Below are 26927 nucleotides of genomic sequence, written 5' to 3'. Positions count from 1 at the left end.
TCTCTCAGAGCGCGCTGTCGGACTTCCGGACCTCGATCAGGCGACGGAAGTGGGGATTATCCGGGCACGAAGGAGCTTTCCGGGCGGTCGGCCGAGGTCACGGCGCTACGTTCGAGGCCAAGTCACAGCCGATCGACTGGGAGCGTGAATGAGGTACCGGAGTGCGGCCGTCATCGCCGCCGTTCTGGCCGCGAGTGTCCTCGGCGGCGGGACCGCCCTCGCCGACACCGGGAAACCCGGCGCCGACGGCGCGGGCGACAGCTACTACCCGCAGGACGGCAACGGCGGCTACGACGTCGGCGACTACAACCTGAAAATCGGCTACGAGCCCGCCACCAAACAGCTCACCGGCCTGCAGACGATCACCGGACGGACCACGCAGGCGCTGAGCTCGTTCAACCTCGACCTGCACGGGCTGACCGTCGACTCGGTCAAGGTCAACGGGCGGAAGGCGGCCTTCACCCGCACCGGCGACCACGAACTCGTGATCACCCCGGCGCGTTCGCTGCGGAACCACGAGCGGTTCACCGCCGAAATCGCCTATCACGGTGTCCCGCAGCCGATCGAGGATCCGTCGCTGGGCGAGAACGGCTGGCAGTACGCGAAATCCGGCGGCGCGTTCGTCGCGGGCGAGCCGAAATCCGCGACCACCTGGTACCCGGTCAACGACACCCCGCGTGACAAGGCGACCTTCCACCTCGCCGTCACCGTGCCCTCGGAATGGGGCGTCATCTCGAACGGCGGCGAGCGCGGGCACTTCGCCGACGGGCCGAAGACCACCTACGTCTGGGCCGAAGAGACCCCGGCCGTGCCGTACATGACGACGGTCGCGATCGACAAATGGGAGTTCGAGCGGACGAAGCTGTCCGACGGCACCCCGGTCGTCAACGCCTACGCCCCCGGCACCCCCGCGTCGACCAAGCAGGCCGAGGCGCGGCTGCCGGAGATCATCGACTTCCTGGCGTCGAAGTTCGGGCGCTACCCGGTGGACGCGGCGGGCGGCATCTTCCTCGCCGAGCCGATCGGGTTCTCGCTGGAGACGCTGAGCAGGCCGATCTACTCGGGCGCGGCGGGCAACATCCCGACGATCGTGCACGAGAACGCCCACCAGTGGTGGGGCGACTCGGTCGCCGTCGACAAATGGAAGGACGTCTGCCTCAACGAATGCTTCGCGTCGTACGCGGAATGGCTGTGGTCCGAGGCGAAGTCGGGCCAGGACCTCAAGGCGCGTTACCTGAACGCCGTGCAGAAGGCGACGGATCGTTTCTGGGCCGGGAAGCTGTACGACATGGGGCCCGGCAACGAGTTCACCTACGTGTACTCGAAGGGCCCGGTGGCGTTGCACGCGTTGAAGAACTACATCGGCGCGGCACCGTTCGACCGCATCCTCAAGACGTGGCCCGCCATCCACCGCGACGGCAACGCGAGCCTGCCGGAGTTCCAGAAGTTCACCGAGCGCGTCGCGCACAAGAACCTCCAGGGCTTCTTCGACGCGTGGTTCTACGGCAACACCAAACCGGCGCCCGAGTACCTGTACCCAGGGGACCTCAAGCCCGCCTCCTGACCTGCGTCACACGTTAGGGTGAGGGCATGACGTCTGTGCTCCTCACCGGTTTCGAACCGTTCGGCGGTGAGCGGGTGAATCCGTCGTGGCAGGCGGTTTCCCTGCTCACCGGCCGTCGGCACGACACCGTGGCCGTCGAACTGCCGTGCGTCTTCTCGCGTTCGCTGGTCACCTTGCGCGACGCGATCGACGAGTACCGCCCGGAGCTGGTGATCTGCGTCGGACAGGCGGGCGGCCGCCCCGACGTCACCCCGGAGCGGGTCGCGATCAACCTGATCGACGCCCGCATCCCGGACAACGCGGGCTCGCAGCCCGTCGACGTCCCGGTGATCCCCGGCGGGCCCAACGCGTACTTCACCACCCTGCCGGTGAAGGCCTGTGTCACGGGGATCAAGGACGCGGGGTTGCCGGCGTCGGTCTCGCACACCGCCGGGACGTACGTGTGCAACCAGGTCTTCTACGGCCTGATGCACTTGCTGGACAACGACTTTCCCGGGGTACGCGGCGGTTTCGTGCACGTGCCGTACACCCCGGAGCAGGCCGCGCGGACCACCGCGCCGAGCCTGGCCGTGCACCGTGCCGCCGAGGCGCTGGAGATCATCGTCGACACCGCGCTTTCGGTGACCGAAGACCTTTCTACGCCCGCAGGCACCCTGCACTGATCAAGGTTTGAGCTGTGCGGTGAAGAACTCGACCATCTCCGCGGTCGTCCGCGCGGTGCCGTCGCTGCGGGTCGAAACGAGCATCGCGCTCAACGGTGCGTCTTCGGTCCCGAAGAGCACGATGCCGCTTCGCGCGCCTACGCCCGCCATGTAGCGCCCTCGGAGGCCGTCTGCCGCCCAGGTGCCCTCCGCGGGCTTGCCCTTGGTCATCCGCTGCCGGACGCCGTCCTCCAGGCCGGTCATCGCGACGCCCTGGTAGTAGTTGATCGCGTTCGACCCTTTGGCGTCCTTGAACACGCAGGTGACCGCCGACGCCGCGCCCACCGTGGCGGCCGCGTCCGGCGCGTCCCGGCACTCGTCCCGCTGCGGGATGACGGCGGCGATCCGGCGGAGACAGTCCGTGAACCCCTGCGCGTCCTTCGTCCCGGGCTGATCGCAGCTCACCGGTTTCGCGGGGGCCGGTCCGGCGACCGGTTCGTCCTCGCCGCCGGTGAGCAGGACGATCGTCGTCACGATCGCCGCGAGGGCGAGCGCGACGACGCCGTAGGTCGTGGGCTTCTGCCAGTTCCGGCCGGGCGGTGGCGTGGGCGGCGTCCAGCGCGGCGGCTGCGGACGCCGCACAGGCGGGGGCTGTTGCTGCACCGGCTGCTGGACGGGCTGTGGCCGCACCGGCGCGAAAGCGGGCACGGTCAGCTGGGAATCCTCGCCACCGGTGGGCACGTGATGCAGCCCGAACGCGACCGCCGTCTCCGGCTGGTCCTGCGTGGTCGGCGCGATCCGGAGCTGGTTCGCCAGCAGGCTCGCCAGCAACGGCATCCGGCTCGGCCCGCCGACGAGGTAGACGCCGCCGAGCCGGTCCGGGGTCAGCCCGGCGCGATGGATCGTGGTGGCCAGGAGTTCGCCGCTGCGCAGGAAACTCGGCCGGACGAGCGCTTCGAGCTCCATCCGCGTCACCCGCACGTCGCCGAAGGGCTCCGGCATCGGGATCTCGGTCTGCTGATGGCGGGACAGGCTTTCCTTGGCGTCACGGACATCCTGCAGCAACGACCGCCGCGTCCGGCGGTCGCTGACCGACTGCGGGCGCAGGATCCGTTGCCAGTGCGCGGGATCGGAATGCGACACCTCGCGGCCGATGTGCACCAGCAGCGCCTGGTCGATGTCGAGACTGCCGAGATCGGGCAGCCCGTCCTCGGCGAGCACGGCGAACCCCTGCGCGCTCACGCCGACGACGGCGCAGTCGAAGGTGCCCGCCCCGAGGTCGTACACCGCGATCGGACCGGGCGGGCGCCTGCCGTTGTCGAGCGAGGCATAGTGCGCGGCAGCCGCGACCGGCTCGGGAATCAGCACCGTGGTGGGAAATCCGGCCTTGAGGGCGGCGTCGCGGAGGATCTGCTTGCGATCCGGGCCCCAGCCCGCGGGATGCGAAATGCGCACCTGCGCGGGCATCCGCTGCAGGAGCAGCTCCGCCTCTTCGCCGACCCGGCGCAGGACCGCGGCGAACGCGTCGGCGATGGGGAGCGAGAGGTCACCGAGCTGGAGAGCGCCCTCGTCGATGCGCCGCTTCGGATTCGCCTCGAACCGGCTCGGATCCAGCCGGGCCCGGCGTTCGGCGTCCCGGCCGACGAAGACCGTGCCGTCCTTGTCGGCGTAGATCGCGGACGACATCGTCACCGACCCGTCGATCTCGACGACCTGCGTCCCCTTGCCGTGGATCGAAAGCACCCCCACCGTGCTGGAGGTACCGAAATCGATCGCCAGAACGTCCACCTGACCCCCTCCCGGACCCGAGGGCATCGTCTCACGCGAAGATCGGGAGACCGGGGCGGGTTCAGACGGCGGTGGAAATGGTGACGTCGTGATCGTCGAAATCGGCGACCACGCGCATCCGGCCGCCCAAGGCGCCGATGTACCTGCGGAGCGTGTCCAATTCCATCTGGCTCGGATCACCCTGCTCGAGCTGGCTGATCCGCGGCTGGCTGACGCCCATCCGCTTGGCGACCTCGGCCTGGCTCAGTCCGACGTCCTCACGCAGTCGCGACAGCCGGAAGCCGAGAACGTACGCCTGAGTGGCTTCCCGCGCCTCGGCTCGCGCGGCTTCGACGTCGCGGCCGGCGTCACGGTCCGCGGCGAGCTTTTCGGCCTTGACCTCTTTCCAGGACCGACCCATTTCAGCCTTCCTCCATCGCGTCGAGATGGTGCCGGTATCGCTCCTCCGCGATCGGGATGTTGATGTCGTACCACCGTTTCCAGTTTCCGGCCTTGTCACCGGCCACCAGGAGTACGGCCCTGCGCACCGGATCGAAGACGAACAAGATCCTGATCTCGGTATGCCCGGCCGACGCCGGGCGTAACTCTTTCAAGTTGTGTCTTCGCGATCCGCTGATCCGGTCGACCAGCGGCCGCCCGAGCCGTGGGCCTTCACGAGCCAGCATGTCGATCGCCTCTTCGACCCGGTCGGCCGTACGCGGTTCTTCCCGACACAGCGCCGCGAACCAGCGATCCACTTCCTCGTGAAGTTCGATCTCCCACTGCATCAGCCGACCATAATGTAGACCTTATATCGGTCGAGGCTCGAAGACCAGAGTTCCCACGAAGGTGCGCTTCCGCCTCGGGGCCTTCCGCAACCGCAAGGACCGCACGCGAGTTCCGCCTCCAATCACGTGAGTCCCGCGCCCAATCACGCGTGTCGTCCGCCCAATCACGCGTGTCGTCCATCCACACACGAATGGCGTCCGTACGGAAACACGTGACTCGCGTGATGGAACACGGAACTCGCGTGATTGGACGGCGAACTCGCGTGATTGAAGACGACACACCCCGAAACGCGGAAGTGCCCGCCGCGGCGAACCGCGACGGGCACTTCCGGAGCAGAGAGGCCTTACTCGCCCTCGGCTTCACCGTTCTCTTCGGTCGAGCCGGCACCGATGCTCACCGGCGGGGCGTCCGGGACCGACGAGGGACGGGCTTCGCCACGGAAGACGAAGTGCGCCTTGTCGTCCTTCTCGCCCTCTTCGTCGTTCCAGCCTTCGACGTCGACCAGGATGATCTGGCCGGGCTGGACCTCGCCGAACAGGATCTTCTCCGACAGCTGGTCCTCGATCTCGCGCTGGATCGTGCGACGCAGCGGCCGCGCGCCCAGCACCGGGTCGAAGCCGCGCTTGGCGAGCAGCGACTTGGCCTTGGGCGTGAGCTCCAGCTCCATGTCCTTGGCCTTGAGCTGCGTCTCGACCCGGGCGATCATCAGATCGACCATCTCGATGATCTGTTCCTTGGTCAGCTGGTGGAAGACGATGATGTCGTCGATCCGGTTCAGGAACTCCGGCCGGAAATGCTTCTTCATCTCCTCGTTGACCTTTTGCTTCATCTTCTCGTACCGGTTGGTGCTGTCACCGCCGGACGAGAACCCGAGCGAAACGGACTTGGAGATGTCCGAGGTACCCAGGTTCGAGGTGAAGATGAGCACGGTGTTCTTGAAGTCGACCGTACGACCCTGACCGTCGGTGAGACGGCCGTCTTCGAGGACCTGCAGGAGCGTGTTGTAGATCTCCTGGTGGGCCTTCTCGATCTCGTCGAACAGCACCACCGAGAACGGCTTGCGCCGCACCTTCTCGGTCAGCTGGCCGCCCTCTTCGTAGCCGACGTAGCCCGGAGGGGCACCGAAGAGCCGCGAAGCGGTGTAGCGGTCGTGGAACTCACCCATGTCGATCTGGATGAGCGCGTCGTCCTCGCCGAACAGGAACGCCGCGAGCGCCTTGGACAGCTCGGTCTTACCGACACCGGACGGGCCGGCGAAGATGAACGAGCCGGAGGGGCGCTTCGGGTCCTTCAGGCCGGCACGGGTGCGGCGGATCGCCTGGGAGACGGCCTTGACCGCGTCCTCCTGGCCGATGATCCGCTTGTGCAGCTCCTCCTCCATGCGGAGCAGACGCGTGGTCTCCTCCTCGGTGAGCTTGAACACCGGGATACCGGTCCAGTTGGCGAGGACCTCGGCGATCTGCTCCTCGTCGACCTCGGCGACGACGTCGAGGTCGCCGTCCTTCCACTGCTTCTCCCGCTCGCCCTTCTGGCCAAGGAGGGTCTTCTCCTCGTCGCGGAGGCGGGCGGCGCGCTCGAAGTCCTGCGCGTCTATCGCGGACTCCTTGTCCCGGCGCACGTCGGCGATCTTCTCGTCGAACTCGCGCAGGTCCGGCGGCGCGGTCATGCGGCGGATGCGCATCCGGGCGCCGGCCTCGTCGATCAGGTCGATCGCCTTGTCCGGCAGGAAGCGGTCGTTGATGTAGCGGTCCGCGAGGGTGGCCGCCTGCACCAGCGCGCCGTCGGTGATCGAGACGCGGTGGTGCGCCTCGTACCGGTCACGCAGACCCTTCAGGATCTCGATCGTGTGCTCGAGCGACGGCTCGCCGACCTGGATCGGCTGGAAACGGCGCTCCAGCGCGGCGTCCTTCTCGATGTACTTGCGGTACTCCTCGAGCGTGGTCGCGCCGATCGTCTGCAGCTCGCCACGGGCCAGCATCGGCTTCAGGATCGACGCGGCGTCGATCGCGCCCTCGGCGGCACCCGCGCCGACGAGCGTGTGCAGCTCGTCGATGAACAGGATGATGTCGCCGCGGGTCTTGATCTCCTTGAGCACCTTCTTCAGGCGCTCTTCGAAGTCACCGCGGTACCGGGAACCGGCGACCAGGGAGCCGAGGTCGAGGGTGTAGAGCTGCTTGTCCTTCAGCGTCTCCGGGACCTCGCCCTTGACGATGTTCTGCGCGAGCCCTTCGACGACGGCGGTCTTGCCGACGCCGGGCTCGCCGATGAGGACCGGGTTGTTCTTGGTGCGCCGCGACAGCACCTGCATGACCCGCTCGATCTCTTTGCCCCGGCCGATGACCGGGTCGAGCTTGCCTTCGCGGGCCTGCACGGTCAGGTTGCGGCCGAACTGGTCGAGCACCAGCGACGACGACGGGGTGCCTTCACCGCGTCCGGAGCCGGTCTCGGTCGACTCCTTGCCACCCTGGTAGCCCGACAGCAGCTGCAGGACCTGCTGACGCACCCGGTTGAGGTCCGCGCCGAGCTTGACGAGCACCTGTGCGGCGACGCCTTCACCCTCGCGGATCAGCCCGAGCAGGATGTGCTCGGTGCCGATGTAGTTGTGGCCGAGCTGCAGCGCTTCGCGCAGCGACAGCTCAAGCACCTTCTTGGCCCGCGGGGTGAAGGGGATGTGCCCGCTCGGGGCCTGCTGCCCCTGGCCGATGATCTCCTCGACCTGCTGGCGGACGCCCTCCAGCGCGATGCCCAGCGATTCCAGCGCCTTGGCGGCGACACCTTCACCCTCGTGGATCAGACCCAGGAGGATGTGCTCGGTGCCGATGTAGTTGTGGTTGAGCATCCTGGCCTCTTCTTGGGCCAGGACGACCACCCGCCTCGCGCGGTCGGTGAACCTCTCAAACATGTGCACTCCCTCGACTGCTGCGACGGCGGCCCGTTTCCATCGTGCTTTCACCGCGATGGATTCAGCACCGTGAGACCACTCTAGTAGCCATGCGGTCGCGCTGGCGTACCACTACGGCTGATTGCGGCCCGTTCGCGCCCCGGCCGTTCTCCGGCCGTGCGCTCTTTCATCTTCCGGTTGCCCTGCACCTTTACGTCAAGCCCAACGTGCGAACACGCGTCCGGATTCCGCCGGACGAGGGTTGTCCGCTGAGCGCGAACACGGGCTCCGCCCAGTGGATGGACACCCGTCCGGAGTAGTCACGGACGGTATGTAAGGTTAGGCGTACCTAATGATGGGAGGCCGGTGTGTCGTATCCCCGCACGCTCGCGTCGCGCGAGGACGGGCTCCGCACCTCCCTGTCGAGGATGCCCGAAGACGCCCGGCTCCGCGCGGACGTGCCGGAGGACGAGCCGGGCTGGGTCCGCTGCGGCGACCTGCTCCGCGAACCGGCCCGTCTCCTGCGCTGGCGGGAGCGGCTCACCGGCTGGCTCGCCGAGACGTATCGGGAAGCCCCTGTGATCCCCGAGCGGACCCCGGCGAGCTGGATCCTGTCCTGGTACCTGCACGTCCCGGCCCTGGCCGGCGCGATGCTGCTCCATCACGAACGGCGCGTCCCGTCGCTGGCGCCGTCCGCGCTGGCGTTCCGGATCGGCGCCGACCGGCCCCACCCGGACTCGGTGGCCGTCCTCGGCGACGGCTTCCACTGCCTGCCGACCGACGCGGGCTCGGCGCATCCGAGGGCCGTCGTGGTCCCGGACGAGCGGGCGCTCGCGGCCGTCCTGCGGGGCCGGTACGTCGCTCACGCGAGCCGGTTCATCGACGTCTACGGGCCGCTGACGAGGCTCGGCCGGCGCCAGTTGTGGGCCGCCGCCACGGACGCGCTCGACAACGCGCTGTGGTCGGCGGGGCGGCTGGGCGGGACTCCGGAGGCCGAGGGGGCCGGGGTCGCGGACGCCGCCCTGGTCCTCGAAACGCGGTTCCCGCCGCTGACGTCCGCGTCGAAGCTGACCCTGACCTCGGGAGCCGACGGACGCCGCGAGTGGACGCGAAACCGCGAAGGCTGCTGTTACAACTATCTGCTTCCCGCGGAATCGGAATGCGGCGGTTGCCCGCGGGTCCGTTAAGGGAGCCAGCCGGGGTTTCGGCCCGTCGCGCCCAAAGCGCGTTCGAACGTCGTCGCGCCTTCCTCGACGGGCACTTCTTCCCCGTACACCTTCATCGCCCGGGCCTGTTCGCCCATCGCCGCGGCGGACGCCAAGACGGCTTCGGCCGCTTCGGGTGCGACGTCGAGTGAGCGGCCGGTCGCCTTCGCCAGGTCCCAGCCGTGGAAGACGAACTCGCCGAGCACCATGTCGCCGACGAACGAGGACGGCATTTCCGCCGTGCCGAGCGCCGTGGTGCCCTGCCACGCTTCGGGTGTCCCGAAGACGTCCACGAGCCGCGCGGTCTGTTTCTCGATGGCGCTGAGCCATTCGCCGTCGGCGAGGCCCGCTTCGGCCTCACCGACGGACACCTCGGGCGGTGCCGTCTTGCGCCCGGCGGCTTCGAGCCAGGGACCCCAGTAGAGAAGGTGGTTCAGCAACGCGCGGACGTCGTACTCGGCACACGGCGTGGGGGCGGAGAGGTCGGTTTCGCCGATCCCGCGCAGGATTCCGGTGAACTCCGCGGCGGCGGGGGCGATCAGGGCGGCGTGTTCGGACATGAGGCCATGAGTTCACGAGGACCCGTGTGCTGTCTTGAAGAAACGCGACAAGGTTAGGTTGATCCGGTGAGCGGGCACCGGATCCCGGCGGGGATCGTCAACGCGCGGGCGGCGAAGTTCAGCCTCGTCCGCCATCCGCCCTCGCCGGAACTGCGCCCGTACGTCGACCATCACTGGGTGCTGCGCTGGGATCTGCGCGGCAGGCCGGGCGAGGAACAGGTGGTTTTGCCCAATCTGGCGGTGAACGTCACGTTCTTCCGCCTCGCGGCCGGCGCGTTCGGGCCGGCGAAACGGCCTTTCCGCTACCTCGTCGAGGGCACGGACCACGGTATCGGCGTTCGATTCCGTCCTGGGGCATTCCGGGCATTCCTCGGTGGTCCGGTCTCGATGATCTCCGGCGGTTCCGTTCCGCTCACCGATCTCTTCCCCGGCGACGGCGGAGTGACGGAATCGGTACGGAATGCGACGGACGACTTCGAAATGGTCCGTGTCGCGGAGGAACTGCTCCTCGCGAAACGCCCCGTGCTCACCGCCGCGGCCGCGACGGCCATCGAAGCGGTGGAAACAATCGCGGCTGAGCCGTCCATTACCCGGGTCGCCGAGCTGTCAAGCCGGACGGGCCTGTCTCAACGAAGCCTGCAACGCCTGTTCGCCGAACATGTCGGTACCGCCCCCAAATGGGCGATTCAGGTATACCGATTGAACGAAGCGGCGGCACGGATCGCGGCCGAGGAACGGCCGGACTACGCGGAACTGGCGTTCACGCTGGGCTATAGCGACCAAGCGCACTTCACCCGGGATTTCCGCTCCGTGACCGGATGGGCGCCCACCGAGTACGCCCGCTTGAACCGTGTACAAGAACAAGAAAGCCGCCGGGAAAAGTTTCCCGGCGGCCGTCAGGTCTGAAAGACCTCAGTTCTTCTTGTGGTAGGCCTCCACGACCTCGGACGGGATACGCCCACGGTCGGAAACCTGGAAGCCGTTCTTGCGGGCCCAGGCGCGAATGGCCTGGTTCTGCTCGCGGTCCACGGTCGCGGGACGGGCGGCGGCCTTCACGCCGGCGACCGGACGAATGGCGGTGCGCTTACGGCCACCCGCGCGACGGGCGTGCTCCACATACTGGGCCAGCGCGTCACGAAGCTCTTCCGCGTTTTCCGCGGAAAGGTCGATCTGGTAGCTCACACCGTCCAAACCGAACTCGACGGTCTCTTCCGCCTCAGTGCCGTCGAGGTCGTCGACGAGCGAGACGAGCACCTTCTGTGCCATCTGTTTCCTCCTGCTGGGGGCTTACACGAATGATCTGGTACGGGGCATGCCCCGGACAGAAGACTTTGTCTAGCGACATTAATACCCGCTACCGACTCATAACGCAAATCTTGTTTACGAGAACGATCGAGGTATCTGTCACGCGGACGGGTTATTCGGGTCGGACGAGCGGGAACAGGATGGTCTCCCGGATACCAAGGCCGGTCAGCGCCATCAGCAACCGGTCGATCCCCATTCCGACACCACCGCTCGGCGGCATTCCGTACTCCAGCGCGCGGAGGAAATCCTCATCCAGGTTCATGGCCTCACTATCACCCTGCGCACCCAGCCGAGCCTGTTCCACCAGACGCTGACGCTCCACCACGGGATCGACCAGCTCGGAGTATCCGGTGGCCAGTTCGAATCCGCGCACGTACAGATCCCACTTCTCCGCGACCCCCGGCTTGCTGCGATGTTGCCTGGTCAGCGGGGATGTCTCGACCGGAAAATCACGGACAAAAGTGGGTTCGTGGAGATGATCGCCGACGAGATGTTCCCAAAGTTCTTCGACGAGTTTGCCGTGACCTAACTTCGGGTCGAGCTCCAGCTCTCGCGCTTCGGCATAGGAACGCAGCTTGTCCGCCGATGTCTCGGGAGTGACCTCTTCCGACAACGCCTCGGACAACGACTCGTACATTCCGAGCGTGGTCCACTCGCCGGACAGGTCGTACTCCGAACCGTCGGCGAGAGTGACCACCTGAGTACCGAGAACGTTCTGTGCCGCCTCCTGGATGAGCTGCCGCGTCATCACCGCGTTGGAGTCATAGGTCGCATACGCTTCGTAGTACTCGAGCATGGCGAACTCCGGCGAGTGCGAGGAGTCGCTGCCCTCGTTCCGGAAGTTCCGGTTGATCTCGAAGACCTTCTCGATACCGCCGACCACGCAACGCTTGAGGTACAGCTCCGGCGCGATCCTCAGGTACAGATCGAGGTCGAAGGCATTCGAATGCGTGACGAATGGCCGCGCCGCGGCGCCGCCGTGCAGCGTTTGCAGCATCGGGGTCTCGACCTCGAGGAATCCCCGGCCGTGAAACGAGTCACGCAGGGAACGCAGCACACCGGCGCGGGTACGGACCACGTCCCGCGCCTTGGGACGCACGATCAGATCGACATAACGCTGCCGGATCCGCGTTTCCTCGGCCAGGTCTTTGTGCGCCACGGGCAACGGGCGCAATGCTTTCGACGTGATGCGCCAGGAGTCGGCCATCACGGAAAGCTCACCGCGCTTGGAGGTGATGACCTCACCGGAGACGAATACGTGATCACCGAGATCGACATCGGACTTCCACGCCGCGAGCGCGTCCTCGCCCACCTTCGCGAGGCTGAGCATCGCCTGCAACTCGGTGCCGTCGCCTTCACGAAGACTCGCGAAACACAGTTTGCCGGTATTGCGCATGAACATGACCCGGCCGGTGATACCGACGATGTCGCCGGTGGCGGTGTCGACAGGAAGACCGGAATGCTTCGCGCGCACTTCGGCCAGCGAGTGCGTCCGGGGCACCTCGACCGGATACGGATCGATACCCTCCGCGATTATCCGGTCGCGCTTGTCCCGGCGCACCCGCATCTGTTCCGGCAGGTCTTCGTCGGGGCTCACGCCCTCGGATGCGGGGATTTCAGTCATGGCGCACAGCGTACGAACCCGCCGGTTCCCTACGCCAACCGGATTACCTTTTCCGGGTCCGGACCGGCCGGTTTTCTCTCCATTAACCTTGAGCGCGTGAACTCATCCACTCCCGGCATCGAACCCGAACTGCACGCACGCCGCGCCGCCTCGTTCGGCGCGAAGGCCGCCGACTATGCCGCGCATCGGCCGGACTACCCGGAAAAGGCACTGGCCTGGGGGCTGGCCGGCGCGGCGGGAGCCCCGGAGCGGGTCCTGGACCTGGCGGCCGGGACCGGCAAGGTCAGCGAAGGACTGCTGGCGCTGGGCGTCACGGTGACCGCCGTCGAGCCGGACGAGAAGATGCTCGCCGAGCTCACCAGGACACTTCCCGCCGTGACCCCGCTCATCGGGACCGCCGAGGAGATCCCGCTGCCGGACGGAGCCGTGGACGCCGTGGTGGTGGGCCAGGCCGTCCACTGGTTCGATCTCGACCGGGCCTATCCGGAGATGGCCAGGGTGCTGAGGCCGGGCGGAGTCGTTGCGGCGCTGTGGAACCACGACGACGAGTCGGCGGGCTGGCTGGCGGAGTTGAACGCCCTGATCAAGACGTCGATGAGCAGGCGCTGGCTGAGCGACTACGAATCGCTGCCGCGACACGAAGCCTTCGAGCCGTTCGAGAAGAAGACGTTCGGTCACAAACAACCCAGGACGGCGGAAACCCTCGTGGCCACCCTCGCGACCCATTCGCACATCCTGGTGGCCCCGGCGGAGGAACGCGAAGCCAAACTTCGCACGGCGCGGGAATTCCTCGACCGGAATCCGGAAACCGCGTCCGGGGAATTCGATCTGCCGATCACCACCACCGTCTTCCGGGCGCGTAAGCGATGACCGACTGGAAGGCGGCGTTCACGACGACGTTCGGCGCCCCCGCGTCGGCGGTGTCCGCGCGGATCTGGGCCGAGGTCTACGGCGACGAGTACCCCGCCGAGCTGGACACCTACAGCTTCGTGACCCGGACCGACCTGCGCCGCATCGCGTCCGAAGCGCAGCTGGAGCCGGGTGGGCGGCTCGCCGACATCGGCTGCGGGCGCGGCGGTCCCGGGCTTTGGGTCGCCGCGCGCACGTACGCGACGCTCACCGGCATCGACATCGCGGCGACGGCACTGGCGTCGGCACGGCGTCGAGCCGAAGCGATGGACGTCGAGGCGACCGATTTCCGGATCGGCGACTTCCAGGACACCGGGCTGGAGGACGCGTCGTTCGACGCGGTGATGAGCGTCGACGCGCTGTTGTTCGCGCCCGACAAGCGGCGCGCCTGCGAGGAGTTCGCACGGATCCTCGCGCCGGGCGGGCGGCTGCTCGTCACGACCTGGGACTTCGACGGGCAGCCGGTGAACCGGCCGCCCCAGGTCGCCGACCACCGGCCGCTGCTGGAAGCCGCCGGCTTCGACGTCCTCGCCTACGAGGAGACGCCGGACTGGCGGGCGCGGCAGCGGCGGACCATGGAGCTTTCGCTCGAACGCTTGGAGGAGCTGGCGGCGGAATCGGGCGACGATCCTTCGCGGCTCCGAGCGAGCCTCGAACAGACGCTCCGGAACCAGGACCTGATGACGCGGCGGGTGCTGATGATCGCCTCCCGCCGCCGCATTTAGTCCTCTGAATGCGGTAGTTGCCCGCGCAAGGACCGCATTCAGAGGACTAAACGCGGTGGTTGCGCTCGTAGACCAGCCGGAGGCCCAGGAGGGTCAGATCCGGCGCGTGCTCGGTGATCGTCTCGGACTCGCCGAGCACCAGGGGCGCGAGGCCGCCGGTCGCGATCACCGCGACCGGATCCGCCCCGCCCGGTGAGAGCTCGCGCTTGATCCGCTTCACCAGGCCGTCGACCTGGCCGGCGAAACCGTAGAGGATGCCGGATTGCAGGCATTCCACGGTGTTCTTCCCGATCACCGACCGCGGCGGCACCAGCTCCACCTTCCGCAGCGCCGCGGCGCGCGCGGCCAGCGCGTCGACCGAGATCTCGATCCCGGGCGCGAACGCGCCGCCGAGGAACTCGCCCTTGGCGGAGATGGCGTCCACATTGGTCGAAGTCCCGAAATCCACCACCACACAGGCGGTGGACGGGTGCAGGTGATGCGCGGCCAGGGTGTTCACCAGCCGGTCCGCGCCCACCTCCTTGGGGTTGTCGACCAAAAGCGGCACGCCGGTGCGCACTCCCGGCTCGATGACGATCTTCGGCACCCTGGCGTAGTACCGCGAAAGCATGACGCGCAGCTCCCGCAGCACGGCGGGAACCGTGGACAGCGCGCTGATCCCGGTGACCGCGTCCGCGTGCGAGCCGAGGAGCCCGCGCATGGTGAGCGCGAGTTCGTCGGCGGTCATCCGCGCGTCGGTGCGCATCCGCCAGTCACCGGCCAGGTCGTTTCCCGAGTACAGCCCGAGAACGATGTTGGTGTTGCCGACGTCGATCGTGAGCAGCAAGGACTCAGCTTTCGGCGTGCAGCAGCGCGTCGAGACGGCGGGCGTCGGCGGTTTCGGCGACCGGGAAGGTCATCGTGTCGTCGTCGGCCAGGGTCACGGTGCCGCTCAACAGGCCGGAGCCCTCCGGCGCGTGCCCGGGGTTGGCGCCCTTCTCGACGATCCGGTTGTCCGCGTCGACGAAGACGACCCGCGGCCGGAACGCGGCCGCCTCGGCGTTCTCCATCTGCGCGTACGAAATCAGGATCACCAGATCGCCCGGGTGCACCAGATGCGCCGCGGCGCCGTTGATGCCGAGCACCCCGCTGCCGCGTTCGCCCGCGATCACGTAGGTCTCGAGCCGCGCGCCGTTGGTGACGTCCACAATGGACACCTGTTCGCCCGGCAGCAGATCCGCCGCGTCCATCAGGTCCTCGTCGACGGTCACCGATCCGACGTAGTGGAGATCGGCCTGGGTGACCGTCGCCCTATGGATCTTCGATTTCAGCATCGTGCGGTACATCGTGGACTCTCCCTATTCCCCTGCGTCCGGCGCGTGTTCCGGATGGTCCACGGCCGCGCCGAGCACCACCGGGACGTTGTCGATCAGCCGGGTACTCCCCACCCTGGCCGCGATCAGCAGACGCGCCTCACCGTCGACGGGCGCGGGCCCGAGGTCGGTTCCCCTCAATTCCAGATAATCGACCTCGACCGCGGGTCGCGCGGCGAGGGTCTGCCTGGCGGTCGCCAGCACGGCTTCCGCGCCGTCGCGTCCGACGAAGGCACCCGCGGTGAGCGCCGCCGACAACACGATCGCGTCCTCGCGCTGTTCCGGAGTCAGGTAGACGTTGCGCGAGGACAACGCCAGCCCGTCGCGCTCCCGGACCGTCGGCACCCCGATGACGCGGGTGTCGAAGTTCAGGTCGCGCACCATCTTCTTGATCAGCACCAGCTGCTGGTAGTCCTTCTCCCCGAAGAAGGCGTAATCCGGCCGCACGATGTTGAACAGTTTCGCCACCACAGTGAGCACGCCGGCGAAATGCCCCGGCCGCACCGCGCCTTCCAGCTCGTCGCCGAGCGGGCCGGGGTGCACCGTGACGGTGGCCCCTTCGGGATACAGATCCGACGCCTTGGGCAGGAAGCCCAGCTCGACTCCGTCCTCCTTCAGCACTTCGAGGTCCTTGTCCAGCGGACGCGGGTACGCCTCGAAGTCCTCGCCCTCCCCGAATTGCAGGGGGTTCACGAAGATCGACGTCGCGACGACCGTGTTCGGCAGCCGCTTCGCCCGGCGGATCAGCTCGCGGTGCCCCGCGTGCAGCGCGCCCATGGTGGGCACCAGCGCGACCTTGCGGCCGACGCCGTGCAGCGCACGCGTCACCTGGCTGACCTGCTCCGGCGGCTGGAAGGTGTGCAGCGTGCCTCGGGCGAATTTCGGTGTGGTCACTGGTTTTGCTGCCCTTCGGCGGGGTCACTGAGGAGTTCGGTGAGCTCGGCGGCGGCCGAGGCGTCCAAGAGCCCGGCGGCGTCGCCGCGCGCCAGCGTGCGCTTGGCCAGCGCGCGATAGCTCGGTGCGATGTCGGGGCCACGTTCGGCCAGCACCGCGAGATGCTTGCGCACGGTGCCGAGATCACCACGGGCCACCGGCCCGGTCAGTGCGCGGTCCCCGTGTCGCAGAACATTATCCAACGCCGCCGACAACAACGGAGCCACCAGGCGTTCGGGCTGGGCGATTCCCGCCTCCCGCAACAGTTCCGCGCAGTCGGCGACCAGCGCCATCAGGTGGTTCGCACCGTGTGCCAACGCCGCGTGATAGAGCGCTCGCGCTTCGTCGGGGACCCGGACGGGCTCCGCGCCCATCTCCACGGTCAACGCCTCGCCGACGTTCCACGCCGCCTCGTCACCCTCCGCCGCCGTGACGCCGAAACTGCAGGCGGCGAGCCTGTCGAGGTCTTCGGGACGGCCGGTGAAGGTCATCACGGGGTGCAGCGCCAGCGGCAGCGCGCCCGCCTCGGCGGCGGGCGCGAGGACGTCGATGCCGTGCGACCCGGAGGTGTGCACCACGATCTGTCCCGGGCGCAGCGAACCGGTGGCGACGAAACCACGCACCATCCCGGCGAGCGCGTCGTCCGGCAGGGCCAGCAGGACCAGATCGGCCCGGCGGGCGACCTCGTCGGGCGGCAGGAGCGGCACGTCGGGGAGCAGTTGCTCCGCCCGGCGCACCGAAGCGTGGGAAAGGCCCGAAGCGGCGACGACCGTGTGCCCGGCCCTGGTGAGCGCCGCGCCCACGACACTGCCGACGCGACCTGCGGAGACAACGCCCACGGCCAGGCGAGCGGGCCTCATCATGGCGTGCGCCAATGGACGCTCATGGTCGAAAACTCCTCAACTCGTTCCAGTCCCGCTCTGCGGTCGCGGGTACCAGACGACGGCGCGAGGGTAACCCTCCGCCCCGGGTCTGACCCGGCGCTCGTGACCAGCTTCACCTGACCGTGGTCACCCGCGCGGCGCGCCGTCGGCGAGCCGGACGGCCTCGGCCCGTGACGTCTTGAGCACCTGCAACAGTTCACTCTGCCGCTGTTTCGCCTCGTCGGTGAGCTTCGGGCCGCGCCGCAGGAACGCGAGCTCGGTCACGCTGGCCTGGTAGCGGCCGACGGCCTTCGCCGCCTCCCGCCCCGACTGCTTCCGGGCCTGTTTGCGCCACGACCGCCGTCCGGAGAGGCTGGCCAGCAGCGAGACCTCCGACGGGGCGATCCAGCGGGCGTCGACCATCATCGGCAGGGCCGCGGCGACGATCCGCTGCTCGCGGCGCCGCTGCATGACCACCACGGAGAAGACGCCGATGAACAGCGGCACCATGATCAGGAAGTAGACGTTCAGGAAGGTCTTGGCGCCACCGAGCAGCGCCGCGCCGTTCCACAGCGCGTGCAGCAGGACGGCGACGAGGTAGCCGCCGATCGGCGCCAGGATCCGCAGCGAGCGGACCTTGCTGCTCGCGGCGACCCCGAGGCCGATCCCGGTCATCACGGCGAACAGCGGATGCGTGAACGGCGAGAGCACGCCACGCAGGAAGAACGCCGCGAGCACACCGGCGCTCGTGCCGTCGCCGAAGCCGTGCTCGGCGAACGCGCGGCCGAAGTAATAGATGTTCTCGGTGAAGGCGAAGCCCGCCGCGGTGAACCCGGCGTAGACGATGCCGTCCACGACTCCGTCGAACTCGCTCGGACGGCGCCACCACAGCAGCAGGATGAAAACGGCCTTCGCGGCCTCCTCGACCAGCGGCGCGGAGACCAGTCCGCTGATCTTGCTCCCGACGCCCGTACCGAGCAGCAGGTCACCGACGGCCTCGGCGCCGCTGTTGAGCAGCAACGCGATGATCGTCGCGACGCAGGCGCCCCAGACGAAGGCCAGCAGCAGGAGCTTCGGCGGTTCCGGCTCCCAGCGGTCCACCCACAGGAACGCGGTGACCACCACGGCGACCGGGACCAGCGCCGCGAGCACACCGATCCCCACCGCGAGCGGGCCCACCTTTTCGGTCACCGTGCCGAAGACGAACAACCCGCACAGCGCGACGGCGATCAACCCGAGCACCGGCAGCAGCACGGTGATCGACCGAGACCGGCGGGGCCGGTCGAGACCGGGCGCCGGGGAGGAAGGCTCGCTCACAGCGGGTCACCCTACCGTCGGTACGCGCTCAGTCCTCCGCACGCCGCCTGCGCCGCGGAGTGGATTCGTTCGCGCCGTTGGCGGCGAGCAGGTCCATCACCGATCGGCCGGAGGCGTGCGAGCCCGCGTCCGAGGTCTCCGGACGGCTGTGCGACGAGCCGTTGCGGGACGGCGTCTCGTCGTCCGGCTTCGCCCGCCTGCCGCCGTGACGGCCGCCGGTGGACTCGGTGCTCTGCCAAGCCGGGGGCTCCCCGTCCGGGCGACGGCGACGGCCGCCGCCGGTGGGCTCCGGGACGTTCGGGGCCGGGGTGATCGAGACCGAGGAGTCCTCGGCGGCCCGGCGACGGCGTCCGCCGCCACCGTTCTGCGCCAGCCGGATCTCTTCGGGCAGGGTCGGGTTGACCGCGGGCGGTTCCTCCGCGGCCGGGGATCCGTGCCGCGACGGCGCCTCGGCCGCCGGACGGCGCACCGGTTCGGGCTCCGGCTGCCGCACGGGCTCGGCCCGGCGAGGCGGCTCGGACACGGCCGGGATCGACGGCGGAGTCGGCGGCTCCGGGTCGCGACGCGGTTCCGGCCTCGGCTCGGGGCGCGGTTCCGGACGCGGCTCGGGACGCGACTGCGCGGCCGCGGGCTGGGGCTTGGCAGGCGGCGTGGGCCGCAGCCGGTCCTGGAAGTCGTCCTTCCTGGGGAACGCGGCGCTCAGATCGGAGACCGGGCGCTCCTGCGTCCACGACGGCTTCCACTCGCCGGTGGCCTCCATCGGCTCCGGCGTGGCGGGCTTGTTCGCCGGCGGCGGCGTGCCACCGGCCGGACGCTGCCGCTCGACGGGTTTCATCCCGGGGCGCGTCAGGCCGAGCTCGCGGTTCGGCCGGGGACGGTCCGGCTCGACCTTCTTCACCGGCTTCGCCTGCGTTGGGGGCTTCACCGGCGGCGTCTGCTTCCGGGTCTGCTCCTCGGGCCGCGTCGCGGGAGGACGCTGCACGGTGCCGGCGTCGAGCCGCTGCTGCAGCGAAGACTGCTGCGGGCGGCGGGGCGGTTCGTTGCGCGGGGGCTCCGGCCGCTGGGGCTGCCGGGCGATGGTCGGCATCGACGGCTGCGAGACCTCGGCGCGCGACACCCCCGGCATCGACGGACGGGACACCTCGGCCGGTGTCACCGGCGGCGGGGTCTTGCGCGGGGCGTCGACCCTCGGCATCGGCCGGGAGACCTCGGCGGGCGACATCCCGGGGTTCGACATCTCGAGCCGCTCGCGGCGAGCGGCTTCGGCGGCGAGCGCCTCGGCCGCCTTCGAGGCACGGGCGTCCGCCTTGCGCATACTGCGGCGGGTCGACTCGTCGACCGGCTTCGGCCGCTGGACCTGATTGCTCTGCCCGTACCCGTTGGTGCCGTTGACCTGGCCGTTCGCCGGTTTGCGGCGGGCGGCGGGCGGCGTGCCCGCCCGCGCGGAAGCGGGTTCGAGGACGCGGTCGATCATCTCGGTCGGGCGCTCGCGCTCGCGTTCACGCTCGTCGACGTCGATCGTGGTGCTCTTGGCCGCCATGAGCTGGGGTTTGCCGTTGCCGTTCTCGGCCCCCGCGCTCATCAGCTGCTTGTTGTCGAGGGATCGCATCCGGGTGGCCTGCGCGGTGAGCGCGACGCGTTCGAGGAGCACCTCGCCGCCGAAGAGCGACTGGAGGCTTTCGCGCAGGGCGCTCACCTCGGCTCTGAGCGCTTCGAGCTCTTCGTGGGAACGGCTCTCGGCGGCCTGCCGGGTCTCCGCCTCGATCTCCAGCTCGAACTCGCGGCGGGCGGCGATCTCGCGTTCCAGCTCCAGCTCGTAGACGGCCTGTGCCTCGGCGACGGCGTCCTCGCTCTGCGACACGTGCTTGCGGTAGCGGACCGCGAGGAACGCACCGATCAAGGCGGCCCACAGCGCCGCGACGATGCCCAAACGCAAGTAGCGGAGGTCGTCGGAAAGCACCAATGCGAGAGTCGCGCCGACGGCGAGAACCAAGCCGACGACAAGCCACGGCCTACCCGCAAGGCGGCCGCGCGAGTCGTCACCCACCCCGGTCATGCCCAACACCGTACCTTCTAGTAATCCGAACGAGACCTAGTCGGTACTTCGAGCGGTGGCTCTCGAGCGTTAACCGGTCGGCTCGGGATCGCGCTCCCGATCGCCGCCCTCGGGGGTCCGGCAGCAGTGTTCGAGCCACAAAGCCGCAGCTACCAGCGCCGCCGAGCTGACGATCCCGACCGTCGCCGAGCGGAGATCACCGCTCGCCGCGAGGAGTTCGTCACGTCGCGGAAAAAGATACGCGAAAGCCGCCAGCCACACCCCCGTCATGGCGGATCCGGCGAGAGACGAGGCCTTCGCGAGCGCCACCGATCGGGCGACCGAGATCGCGGAGAGCACGCGGTTGCTCTTGATCCGCGCACGGATGATGAAGGCGAGCACGACCTCGCAGAGCGCGAGGACGAGCAGCGTGATTCCGGCGAAGAGCGGAAGCGCGGGGATGGATCCGTAAGCGACCTGGAAGAGCAGATAGGCCAGGACCAATCCCAGGAGGCCGGCCACCGCCAGCTCGCGTGGCCGGGTGAAGTGCATGGTCCAACGCTACCTGGCAGGCTTGACTCTCCACCAACTGGAGAGTCGACGATGAAGCACATGGGCACCGCAGCGGTTTTCACCATCGGGGAGCTGGCCAAACGGACCGGCCTGCCGGTGAAGACCATCCGCTTCTACTCCGACGAAGGGCTCCTGCCCCCGACCGACCGCACCGATTCGGGCTACCGCCTCTACGACGCCACCGCGATGGCGCGCCTGGAGCTGGTCCGGACGCTGCGGGAACTCGGGCTGGGCCTCGCGGACGTGGAGCGGGCGCTGACCAGGGAAGCGACCATCGGGGACCTCGCGGTCCAGCACGTCGCCGCCCTGGACGAGCAGATCCGGCGGCTGGAACTGCGCCGCGCGGTCCTGCGAGCGGTGGCCAAACGGGACTCACCACTGGAGGAGGTCGAACTGATGAACAAACTCGCGTCGATGTCGGACGAAGACCGCAAACGTTTGCTCGACGAGTTCTGGGCGGACATGGTCGAAGGGCTCGAGCTGGATCCGGAGTTCTACGAGCGGATGGTCTCGGCGAAACCGGAGCTGCCCGACGACCCGACGCCCGAGCAGCTGGAGGCGTGGATCGAGTTCGCCGAACTCGTGCAGGACGAGGAGTTCCGCGCGTCCATCCGCCGGATGAGCGAGTGGCACTCGCAGCTCCGGAAAGAGGACGGGGCGGACTTCGGTGCGAAGCAGCAGGAGCTGTGGACGGCGTGGAGCGCGAAGGCGACCGAAGCGCTCGAAGCCGGCCTCGCTCCGGCCTCGCCCGAAGGCCGGGAACTGGCGGAGACGATCTTCACGCAGTCTTCGCGCAACGGCCGTGACCCGCGCGACCCGGCCTGGCGGAAGCGGCTGACCGCCGGGATGGCGATCAGCATGGATCCGCGGGCCGAGCGGTACTGGCTGTTGCTGGGGAAGATGAACGGCTGGCCGTCCTTCCCGTCGCAGATGCGGCAGGCCGAGTGGATCGTCGCCGCCCTGCGCTCCGCGCTGGACTAACGCGCGTTTAGTCCTCTAAATGCGCTGGCTACCACCCGCGTTTAGTCCTCTGGATGCGGTGGTTGGCGATGCGAACTACCGCATTCAGAGGACGAAATGCGTGAGGCGGACGGAGTCGCGGTCCGAGGCGGGGCGGGCGGCGAGGAGGTCGGCGACGGGACCGTGGCCGGGGAGCACCGCGTCGGGCTCGATCTCCAGCCAGGGGATCAGCACGCTCGCGCGCTCCGGCGTGCCGGGATGCGGCAGCACCAACTGGGGGTCGTCGGAGCGCACCCCGTCCACGGTCACTATGTCGACATCCAGCGTGCGCGGACCCCACCGGAGTTCGCGCACGCGCTCCGCCGCCTGCTCGGCGGCCTGTCCGGTGCGCAGCCAATCCCAGTGATCGCGCGCCGGGTCGTCGACCAGGACGACGGCGTTGAGGAAGTCCGGCTGGTCCTCGACGCCCCAAGCCTTGGTCTCGTACACCGACGACACCGCGACGACCGCGGGCCGGACCGCGTCGACGGCGGACCGGAGGTACGCGAGCCGGTCACCCAGATTGGAACCGAGCGAGAGCAGCGCGCGGCTCATCGCTCCCGCCGCACCGTGACGGCGACGTCGTCGAAGTTCAGCGGGATCGGCGCGGACGGCTTGTGCACCGTCACCTCGACGGCGGTCAGCCGCTCGTCGCGCAGCACCTCGTCGGCGATCTTCCCGGCGACGCTCTCGATGAGGTCGTACGGCTCGCCCGCCACGATCCCGGCGGCGAGCTCCGCGAGTTCGCCGTAGTGCAGCGTCTTGGTCAGGTCGTCGGACGCGGCGGCCGGGCCGAGGTCCAGCCACACCACGATGTCGACGACGAACTCCTGCCCGTCCCGCTTCTCGTGGTCGAAGACCCCGTGCCTGCCGAAGACCCTCAATCCGGTCAACGTGATCCGGTCAGACAACAGGACTCCCCTTCCGCCAAGCCGCCGCGACGGTCACGGCGTCGATACTCGCGCCGACCTCGTGCACCCGCACACCCCAGGCCCCGGCCGCCGCGGCGAGCGCGGACACGGCCGCGGTCGCGTTCTCGCGACCGTCCGGCGGGGCGGGCTTTCCGTCCTTTCCGGACAACAGGCGCCCGAGGAACCGTTTGCGCGACGCGCCGACGAGGACCGGGAAACCCAGTGACAGAAAGGAATCCAGACCGTTCAACAACGCCCAGTCGTGTTCGGCGTTCTTCGCGAAACCCAGCCCAGGGTCGAGCACGATCGCGCCGCGGTCGACACCCGCGGCGAGTGCTTCGTCCACTCGGGACAGCAGCTCGGCGCGCACGTCCGCGACGACGTCCTCATAGGACGCCAGCGCGTTCATGTCCTTGCTGTGCCCGCGCCAGTGCATCAGCACATACGGGACGCCGGTCTCGGCGGCGACCTTCGCCATGTTCGGATCGGCCAGCCCACCGGAGACGTCGTTGATCACGGAAGCGCCCGCCTCGACCGCGGCGAGAGCGACCTCGGCGCGGGTGGTGTCCACGGACATCGCGACGCCGTCGGCGGCGAGCGTGCGGATCACCGGCATGATCCGGGAAATCTCGGTCTCGGCGTCCACCCTGGACGCTCCCGGCCGCGTCGACTCCCCGCCGACGTCGATCAGATCCGCGCCGCGCGCCCACATCTCGTGCGCGTGCTCCAGTGCCTGCTCGACGCCGAGATAGCGGCCACCGTCCGAAAAGGAATCCGGGGTGACGTTCAGGATGCCCATCACCGCACACCGGCCGGGCCGAGGCAGGGCGGTCATCGACGGCCCTTGATCAGGTCCAGCGCCTCCGCCCGCGAGGACGCCGAAGACTGCAGCAGCCCGCGTACGGCGGACGTCGTCGTCCTGGCGCCGGGTTTGCGGATACCGCGCATGGCCATGCAGAGATGCTCGGCCTCGACCACGACGATCGCGCCGCGGGGTTCGAGTTTGCGCATGAGCGCGTCGGCGACCTGGGAGGTGAGCCGCTCCTGGACCTGCGGGCGCTTGGCGTAGAGGTCGACGAGACGGGCCAGTTTGGACAGGCCGGTGACCTTGCCGTGGCCGTTCGGGATGTAGCCGACGTGGGCGACACCGTGGAATGGGACCAAATGATGTTCACAGGTGCTGAACATCGGGATGTCCGTCACGAGCACGAGTTCTTCGTGGGCCTCGTCGAACGTGCGGTCCAGGACGTGGTCCGGTTCGGTGTAGAGACCGGCGAACATTTCCCGGTAAGCGCGAGCGACCCGGGCCGGGGTCTCCAAGAGACCGTCCCGGTCCGGGTCCTCACCACAGGCGAGCAGGAGTTCGCGTACGGCTTTCTCGGCCCGATCCTGGTCGAAGACCGGGCGGTCGCCGTTATCGCTTGGTGTCGTCCTGTCCGTCGTCACGCCGTTGCTGTCCTTCGTCCTGCTGACCGCCGGGCTGGTCAGCGAACCAGCCGTCGCGCGGGCGGTCTTCGGCGGGACGCCAGGGCTGGTTCGGCTGGCCGCCCGGCTGGGTCGCCGGGGTCCATCCGGGAGGAGCCCCGTAGTTCGGCGGGCCGCCTACGGGCCCACCCTGGTAACCGCCTGCCGGTCCGCCCGGCTGCTGCCCACCATATGCCTGGGGCCAGTGACCGGTGCCGTTCGGCCCGCCGTTGGGACGACCGCCGTTGGGGTAGGCGCCCGGCGGCGGAGGGGCGTACGGGTTGGCGTTCGGGTCCGGGGGCGGGGCCGGCTGCGTGTACGGCGGGCCGCCGGGAAGGTCGCCGCCGCCCTGCGCGGTGCCGACCGGGGTCGGCGCCGGCTGCAGCACCGGCTGTTCCTTCTTCTCCTCCGGCGGGGGCCACGGCTCGCCGCGCTCCATGGCCAGCTCGCCAGGGGTCTTGATCGGCGGCTTGTCGGACGGCTTCCGGTCGCCGAACTCGTTGAAGATGGTGATGTGCGGGCGTTTCTCGACGGTCGCGAAGATCCGCTCGAGGTCCTTGCGGGTCAGCGTCTCCTTCTCGAGGAGCTCGATGACCAGCTCGTCCAGCACGTCGCGGTAGGTGCTCAGCACGTGCCACGCCTCGGTGTGCGCGGTCTCGATGAGCTTGCGCACCTCCTCGTCGATCTCGTGCGCGACCTCCAGCGAGTAGTCCGCCTGGCGGCCCGCCGAGCGGCCGAGGAACGGGTCGCCCTGTTCCTGGCCGTACTTGACCGCGCCGAGCCGGGCGCTCATGCCGTATTCGGTGACCATCGCGCGGGCGATCTTCGTCGCCTGCTCGATGTCGGAGGAGGCACCGGTGGTGGGCTCGTGGAAGACGAGTTCCTCCGCCGTCCGGCCGCCCATCGCGAAGACCAGGCGCCCGATCATCTCCGAACGGGTCATCAACTCCTTGTCGTCCTCCGGGACGAGCAGGGCGTGCCCGCCGGTGCGCCCACGCGGCAGGATCGTCAGCTTGTAGACCGGCTCGATGTCCGGCATCGCCCACGCGGCGAGCGCGTGCCCGCCCTCGTGGTAGGCCGTGATCTTCTTCTCCTTCTCGGAGATGATCCGGCTCTTGCGGGCGGGCCCGCCGACGACGCGGTCGACGGACTCCTCAAGCGCGGCGTCGGTGATCACGTGCCCGTTCTGGCGGGCGGTGAGCAGGGCGGCCTCGTTGAGCACGTTCGCCAGGTCGGCGCCGGACATGCCGACGGTCCGCTTGGCGAGGCTGCTCAGGTCGGTGCCCTGCGCGATCGGCTTGCCCTTGGCGTGCACCTCGAGGATCGCCTTGCGGCCGCGCATGTCCGGTGCGGACACCGGGATCTGGCGGTCGAAGCGGCCGGGGCGCAGGAGCGCCGGGTCGAGGATGTCGGGACGGTTGGTCGCGGCGATCAGGATGATGCCGCCGCGCGCGTCGAAGCCGTCCATCTCGACGAGGAGCTGGTTCAGCGTCTGCTCGCGTTCGTCGTGGCCGCCGCCGAGGCCGGCGCCGCGCTGGCGGCCGACCGCGTCGATCTCGTCGACGAAGATGATGCAGGGCGCGTTCTGCTTGGCCTGCTCGAACAGGTCGCGGACGCGCGAGGCGCCGACACCGACGAACATCTCGACGAAGTCGGAACCGGAGATCGTGTAGAACGGCACGCCCGCCTCGCCGGCGACGGCGCGCGCGAGCAGCGTCTTACCGGTACCGGGCGGCCCGTAGAGCAGCACGCCCTTGGGGATCTTCGCGCCGAGCGCCTGGTAGCGCGCCGGGTTCTGCAGGAAGTCCTTGATCTCGTACAGCTCTTCGACGGCCTCGTCGGCGCCCGCGACGTCCCCGAAGGTCGTCTTGGGCATGTCCTTGTTGAGCTGTTTGGCCTTCGACTTGCCGAAGTTGAGGACGCGGTTCCCGCCGCCCTGCGCGTTGTTCATCATCCACATCAGCAGGCCCAGTACCAGCGCCAGCGGGATGGCGAAGATCAGGATCTGGGTGAGGACGTTCTGCTGGGTGACCTTGGTGGTGAACTTGACCGGGTTGTCACCGCTCTTGAGGCCGATGAGCTGGCCGTAGATGGTGCCCGCGACGTTCGCCGGGTACTGCGCGATGATCTGGTCGACCTGCTGGCCGTCGACCTCGATCTTCTTGTTCAGCAGCAGCTTGATCTGCTGCTCCTTGTCCTCTTGCGAGGCTTCCTTGACGTTGTTCGCGGTGATCTGCTGGTTCGCGATCGAGATCGGCACCTGGGTGTAGCCACGATCACTGTCGAAGATCGTGTTGTATGCGAGAAACGCCAGTACCGCCGCGAGAATCCAGAGCACTGGGTTCCTGAGCACGCTCTTCCGGTTCATACGACTCGGCCCTGGTGGCCTCGACCCTTCCTGGTTGGGCGGCTCCTGTGATACCCGCCATCACGATCTTGACGACCCATGGTGCTCCGACACCCGCCCCTCAGGATACCGCCCGCCTGGACGGATGAGGGTGGTGAGCCTC

26 protein-coding genes are annotated in these 26927 nt (G+C 68.8%); 7 read left to right on the top strand and 19 right to left on the bottom strand.

The window, feature by feature from the left end:
* Positions 1-148: 148 nt before the first annotated feature.
* Both DMC64_RS09475 and pcp read left to right on the top strand, forming a co-directional pair.
* Entirely contained in the window at positions 149-1564 is a 1416-nt protein-coding gene (locus DMC64_RS09475) for a M1 family metallopeptidase (protein WP_125733217.1), read from the top strand.
* 26 nt (positions 1565-1590) lie between these two features.
* Entirely contained in the window at positions 1591-2226 is a 636-nt protein-coding gene (pcp, locus tag DMC64_RS09470) for a pyroglutamyl-peptidase I (protein WP_037335254.1), read from the top strand.
* Here the strand turns inward: pcp and DMC64_RS09465 are convergent, their stop codons facing one another.
* The 4 genes from DMC64_RS09465 to DMC64_RS09450 all read right to left on the bottom strand — a co-directional run bounded on the left by DMC64_RS09465 (position 2227) and on the right by DMC64_RS09450 (position 7663).
* Positions 2227-3993 carry an Hsp70 family protein gene (locus DMC64_RS09465; protein ID WP_125733216.1) on the bottom strand — a complete coding sequence of 589 codons (1767 nt, stop codon included), beginning with the start codon at positions 3991-3993 and terminating at the stop codon, positions 2227-2229. It abuts the gene before it with no gap.
* 61 nt (positions 3994-4054) lie between these two features.
* Positions 4055-4393 carry an XRE family transcriptional regulator gene (locus DMC64_RS09460; RefSeq protein WP_037335250.1) on the bottom strand — a complete coding sequence of 113 codons (339 nt, stop codon included), beginning with the start codon at positions 4391-4393 and terminating at the stop codon, positions 4055-4057.
* A 1-nt stretch (position 4394) separates the two neighbouring features.
* Positions 4395-4760: a type II toxin-antitoxin system RelE/ParE family toxin gene (locus tag DMC64_RS09455; RefSeq protein ID WP_037335247.1), complete on the bottom strand. Its 366-nt coding sequence runs from the start codon at positions 4758-4760 to the stop codon at positions 4395-4397.
* A gap of 344 nt (positions 4761-5104) precedes the next feature.
* Positions 5105-7663, bottom strand: a complete 2559-nt coding sequence (locus DMC64_RS09450; RefSeq protein WP_016337759.1) for an ATP-dependent Clp protease ATP-binding subunit — start codon at positions 7661-7663, stop codon at positions 5105-5107.
* A 407-nt stretch (positions 7664-8070) separates the two neighbouring features.
* Between DMC64_RS09450 and DMC64_RS09445 the strand changes: the two genes are divergently transcribed.
* Positions 8071-8829 (top strand): iron-sulfur protein, encoded by a 759-nt coding sequence (locus tag DMC64_RS09445; protein WP_370323848.1) that lies wholly within the window; start codon positions 8071-8073, stop codon positions 8827-8829.
* Here DMC64_RS09445 and DMC64_RS09440 read toward each other — a convergent pair.
* A complete protein-coding gene (locus DMC64_RS09440) occupies positions 8826-9407 on the bottom strand; it encodes a TIGR03086 family metal-binding protein (RefSeq protein ID WP_125733214.1) in 582 nt (193 codons plus the stop codon). The two genes, DMC64_RS09445 and DMC64_RS09440, sit on opposite strands and share 4 nt — an antisense overlap.
* Positions 9408-9473: 66 nt before the next feature.
* Between DMC64_RS09440 and DMC64_RS09435 the strand changes: the two genes are divergently transcribed.
* The gene (locus tag DMC64_RS09435) at positions 9474-10313 is read left to right on the top strand and encodes an AraC family transcriptional regulator (RefSeq protein ID WP_125733213.1); all 840 of its coding nucleotides are present in this window, start codon (positions 9474-9476) and stop codon (positions 10311-10313) included.
* Positions 10314-10319: 6 nt separating this feature from the next.
* Here the strand turns inward: DMC64_RS09435 and DMC64_RS09430 are convergent, their stop codons facing one another.
* Together DMC64_RS09430 and lysS are read right to left on the bottom strand one after the other, a co-directional pair.
* Positions 10320-10673, bottom strand: a complete 354-nt coding sequence (locus DMC64_RS09430) for an Lsr2 family protein (protein ID WP_005165380.1) — start codon at positions 10671-10673, stop codon at positions 10320-10322.
* Between the two features lie 151 nt (positions 10674-10824).
* Positions 10825-12336, bottom strand: coding sequence for a lysine--tRNA ligase (gene lysS, locus DMC64_RS09425; RefSeq protein WP_037335237.1), 1512 nt, complete (start codon positions 12334-12336; stop codon positions 10825-10827).
* A gap of 96 nt (positions 12337-12432) precedes the next feature.
* Here lysS and DMC64_RS09420 point away from each other — a divergent pair, with 96 nt between their 5' ends.
* A complete protein-coding gene (locus tag DMC64_RS09420; RefSeq protein ID WP_125733212.1) occupies positions 12433-13206 on the top strand; it encodes a class I SAM-dependent methyltransferase in 774 nt (257 codons plus the stop codon).
* Positions 13203-13970 carry a class I SAM-dependent methyltransferase gene (locus DMC64_RS09415; protein WP_125733211.1) on the top strand — a complete coding sequence of 256 codons (768 nt, stop codon included), beginning with the start codon at positions 13203-13205 and terminating at the stop codon, positions 13968-13970. The genes DMC64_RS09420 and DMC64_RS09415 overlap by 4 nt, the downstream gene beginning before the upstream one ends.
* A 46-nt stretch (positions 13971-14016) precedes the next feature.
* Here DMC64_RS09415 and DMC64_RS09410 read toward each other — a convergent pair whose 3' ends face one another.
* The 7 genes from DMC64_RS09410 to DMC64_RS09380 form a co-directional block, all read right to left on the bottom strand.
* Entirely contained in the window at positions 14017-14796 is a 780-nt protein-coding gene (locus DMC64_RS09410; RefSeq protein WP_125733210.1) for a type III pantothenate kinase, read from the bottom strand.
* A gap of 4 nt (positions 14797-14800) precedes the next feature.
* Positions 14801-15295: an aspartate 1-decarboxylase gene (gene panD, locus DMC64_RS09405; protein WP_016337767.1), complete on the bottom strand. Its 495-nt coding sequence runs from the start codon at positions 15293-15295 to the stop codon at positions 14801-14803.
* 12 nt (positions 15296-15307) lie between these two features.
* On the bottom strand, positions 15308-16216 hold the full coding sequence (gene panC / locus DMC64_RS09400) for a pantoate--beta-alanine ligase (protein WP_037335229.1): 909 nt from the start codon (positions 16214-16216) through the stop codon (positions 15308-15310).
* Positions 16213-17118 (bottom strand): Rossmann-like and DUF2520 domain-containing protein, encoded by a 906-nt coding sequence (locus DMC64_RS09395; RefSeq protein ID WP_037335227.1) that lies wholly within the window; start codon positions 17116-17118, stop codon positions 16213-16215. Before DMC64_RS09395 ends, panC begins: the two co-directional genes overlap by 4 nt.
* Before the next feature lie 147 nt (positions 17119-17265).
* On the bottom strand, positions 17266-18435 hold the full coding sequence (locus tag DMC64_RS09390; RefSeq protein ID WP_125733209.1) for a PrsW family intramembrane metalloprotease: 1170 nt from the start codon (positions 18433-18435) through the stop codon (positions 17266-17268).
* Positions 18436-18463: 28 nt separating this feature from the next.
* Positions 18464-20491, bottom strand: a complete 2028-nt coding sequence (locus tag DMC64_RS09385) for a DUF6779 domain-containing protein (protein ID WP_125733208.1) — start codon at positions 20489-20491, stop codon at positions 18464-18466.
* A 69-nt stretch (positions 20492-20560) separates the two neighbouring features.
* Complete coding sequence (locus DMC64_RS09380; protein ID WP_125733207.1) at positions 20561-21022, bottom strand: DUF3180 domain-containing protein; 462 nt, start codon at positions 21020-21022, stop codon at positions 20561-20563.
* Positions 21023-21082: 60 nt separating this feature from the next.
* On the opposite strand from DMC64_RS09380, the gene DMC64_RS09375 reads away from it, so the two are divergent.
* Complete coding sequence (locus tag DMC64_RS09375) at positions 21083-22024, top strand: MerR family transcriptional regulator (RefSeq protein ID WP_125733206.1); 942 nt, start codon at positions 21083-21085, stop codon at positions 22022-22024.
* Between the two features lie 84 nt (positions 22025-22108).
* Here DMC64_RS09375 and folK read toward each other — a convergent pair whose 3' ends face one another.
* Genes folK through ftsH form a run of 5 tightly spaced genes read right to left on the bottom strand, consistent with a single transcriptional unit; the run spans position 22109 to position 26785 of the window.
* A complete protein-coding gene (folK, locus tag DMC64_RS09370) occupies positions 22109-22597 on the bottom strand; it encodes a 2-amino-4-hydroxy-6-hydroxymethyldihydropteridine diphosphokinase (protein WP_037335219.1) in 489 nt (162 codons plus the stop codon).
* Positions 22594-22953 carry a dihydroneopterin aldolase gene (folB, locus tag DMC64_RS09365; protein WP_020632060.1) on the bottom strand — a complete coding sequence of 120 codons (360 nt, stop codon included), beginning with the start codon at positions 22951-22953 and terminating at the stop codon, positions 22594-22596. The genes folK and folB overlap by 4 nt, the downstream gene beginning before the upstream one ends.
* Complete coding sequence (gene folP, locus DMC64_RS09360; protein WP_037335215.1) at positions 22946-23788, bottom strand: dihydropteroate synthase; 843 nt, start codon at positions 23786-23788, stop codon at positions 22946-22948. Before folP ends, folB begins: the two co-directional genes overlap by 8 nt.
* Positions 23785-24399, bottom strand: a complete 615-nt coding sequence (folE, locus tag DMC64_RS09355) for a GTP cyclohydrolase I FolE (protein WP_125733205.1) — start codon at positions 24397-24399, stop codon at positions 23785-23787. The genes folP and folE overlap by 4 nt, the downstream gene beginning before the upstream one ends.
* Entirely contained in the window at positions 24368-26785 is a 2418-nt protein-coding gene (gene ftsH, locus DMC64_RS09350) for an ATP-dependent zinc metalloprotease FtsH (RefSeq protein ID WP_016337778.1), read from the bottom strand. The genes folE and ftsH overlap by 32 nt, the downstream gene beginning before the upstream one ends.
* Positions 26786-26927: the final 142 nt, after the last annotated feature.

The organism is Amycolatopsis sp. WAC 04197, from assembly GCF_003947475.1.
GTDB classification, from domain to species: Bacteria; Actinomycetota; Actinomycetes; order Mycobacteriales; family Pseudonocardiaceae; genus Amycolatopsis; species Amycolatopsis japonica.
The sequence above is the reverse complement of the archived record's forward strand: the minus strand, read 5'-3'. Positions and strand labels throughout refer to the sequence as shown.

Excerpts from the sequence above, each read along its gene's own strand:
- DMC64_RS09475 (WP_125733217.1), top strand. The coding sequence starts at position 149 with ATGAGGTACCGGAGTGCGGCCGTCATCGCCGCCGTTCTGGCCGCGAGT.
- pcp (WP_037335254.1), top strand. The coding sequence starts at position 1,591 with ATGACGTCTGTGCTCCTCACCGGTTTCGAACCGTTCGGCGGTGAGCGG.
- DMC64_RS09460 (WP_037335250.1), bottom strand. The coding sequence starts at position 4,393 with ATGGGTCGGTCCTGGAAAGAGGTCAAGGCCGAAAAGCTCGCCGCGGAC.
- DMC64_RS09455 (WP_037335247.1), bottom strand. The coding sequence starts at position 4,760 with ATGCAGTGGGAGATCGAACTTCACGAGGAAGTGGATCGCTGGTTCGCG.
- DMC64_RS09450 (WP_016337759.1), bottom strand. The coding sequence starts at position 7,663 with ATGTTTGAGAGGTTCACCGACCGCGCGAGGCGGGTGGTCGTCCTGGCC.
- DMC64_RS09445 (WP_370323848.1), top strand. The coding sequence starts at position 8,071 with ATGCCCGAAGACGCCCGGCTCCGCGCGGACGTGCCGGAGGACGAGCCG.
- DMC64_RS09440 (WP_125733214.1), bottom strand. The coding sequence starts at position 9,407 with ATGTCCGAACACGCCGCCCTGATCGCCCCCGCCGCCGCGGAGTTCACC.
- DMC64_RS09430 (WP_005165380.1), bottom strand. The coding sequence starts at position 10,673 with ATGGCACAGAAGGTGCTCGTCTCGCTCGTCGACGACCTCGACGGCACT.
- lysS (WP_037335237.1), bottom strand. The coding sequence starts at position 12,336 with ATGACTGAAATCCCCGCATCCGAGGGCGTGAGCCCCGACGAAGACCTG.
- DMC64_RS09415 (WP_125733211.1), top strand. The coding sequence starts at position 13,203 with ATGACCGACTGGAAGGCGGCGTTCACGACGACGTTCGGCGCCCCCGCG.
- panD (WP_016337767.1), bottom strand. The coding sequence starts at position 15,295 with ATGTACCGCACGATGCTGAAATCGAAGATCCATAGGGCGACGGTCACC.
- DMC64_RS09395 (WP_037335227.1), bottom strand. The coding sequence starts at position 17,118 with ATGATGAGGCCCGCTCGCCTGGCCGTGGGCGTTGTCTCCGCAGGTCGC.
- DMC64_RS09385 (WP_125733208.1), bottom strand. The coding sequence starts at position 20,491 with ATGACCGGGGTGGGTGACGACTCGCGCGGCCGCCTTGCGGGTAGGCCG.
- DMC64_RS09380 (WP_125733207.1), bottom strand. The coding sequence starts at position 21,022 with ATGCACTTCACCCGGCCACGCGAGCTGGCGGTGGCCGGCCTCCTGGGA.
- DMC64_RS09375 (WP_125733206.1), top strand. The coding sequence starts at position 21,083 with ATGGGCACCGCAGCGGTTTTCACCATCGGGGAGCTGGCCAAACGGACC.
- folK (WP_037335219.1), bottom strand. The coding sequence starts at position 22,597 with ATGAGCCGCGCGCTGCTCTCGCTCGGTTCCAATCTGGGTGACCGGCTC.
- folP (WP_037335215.1), bottom strand. The coding sequence starts at position 23,788 with ATGACCGCCCTGCCTCGGCCCGGCCGGTGTGCGGTGATGGGCATCCTG.
- ftsH (WP_016337778.1), bottom strand. The coding sequence starts at position 26,785 with ATGAACCGGAAGAGCGTGCTCAGGAACCCAGTGCTCTGGATTCTCGCG.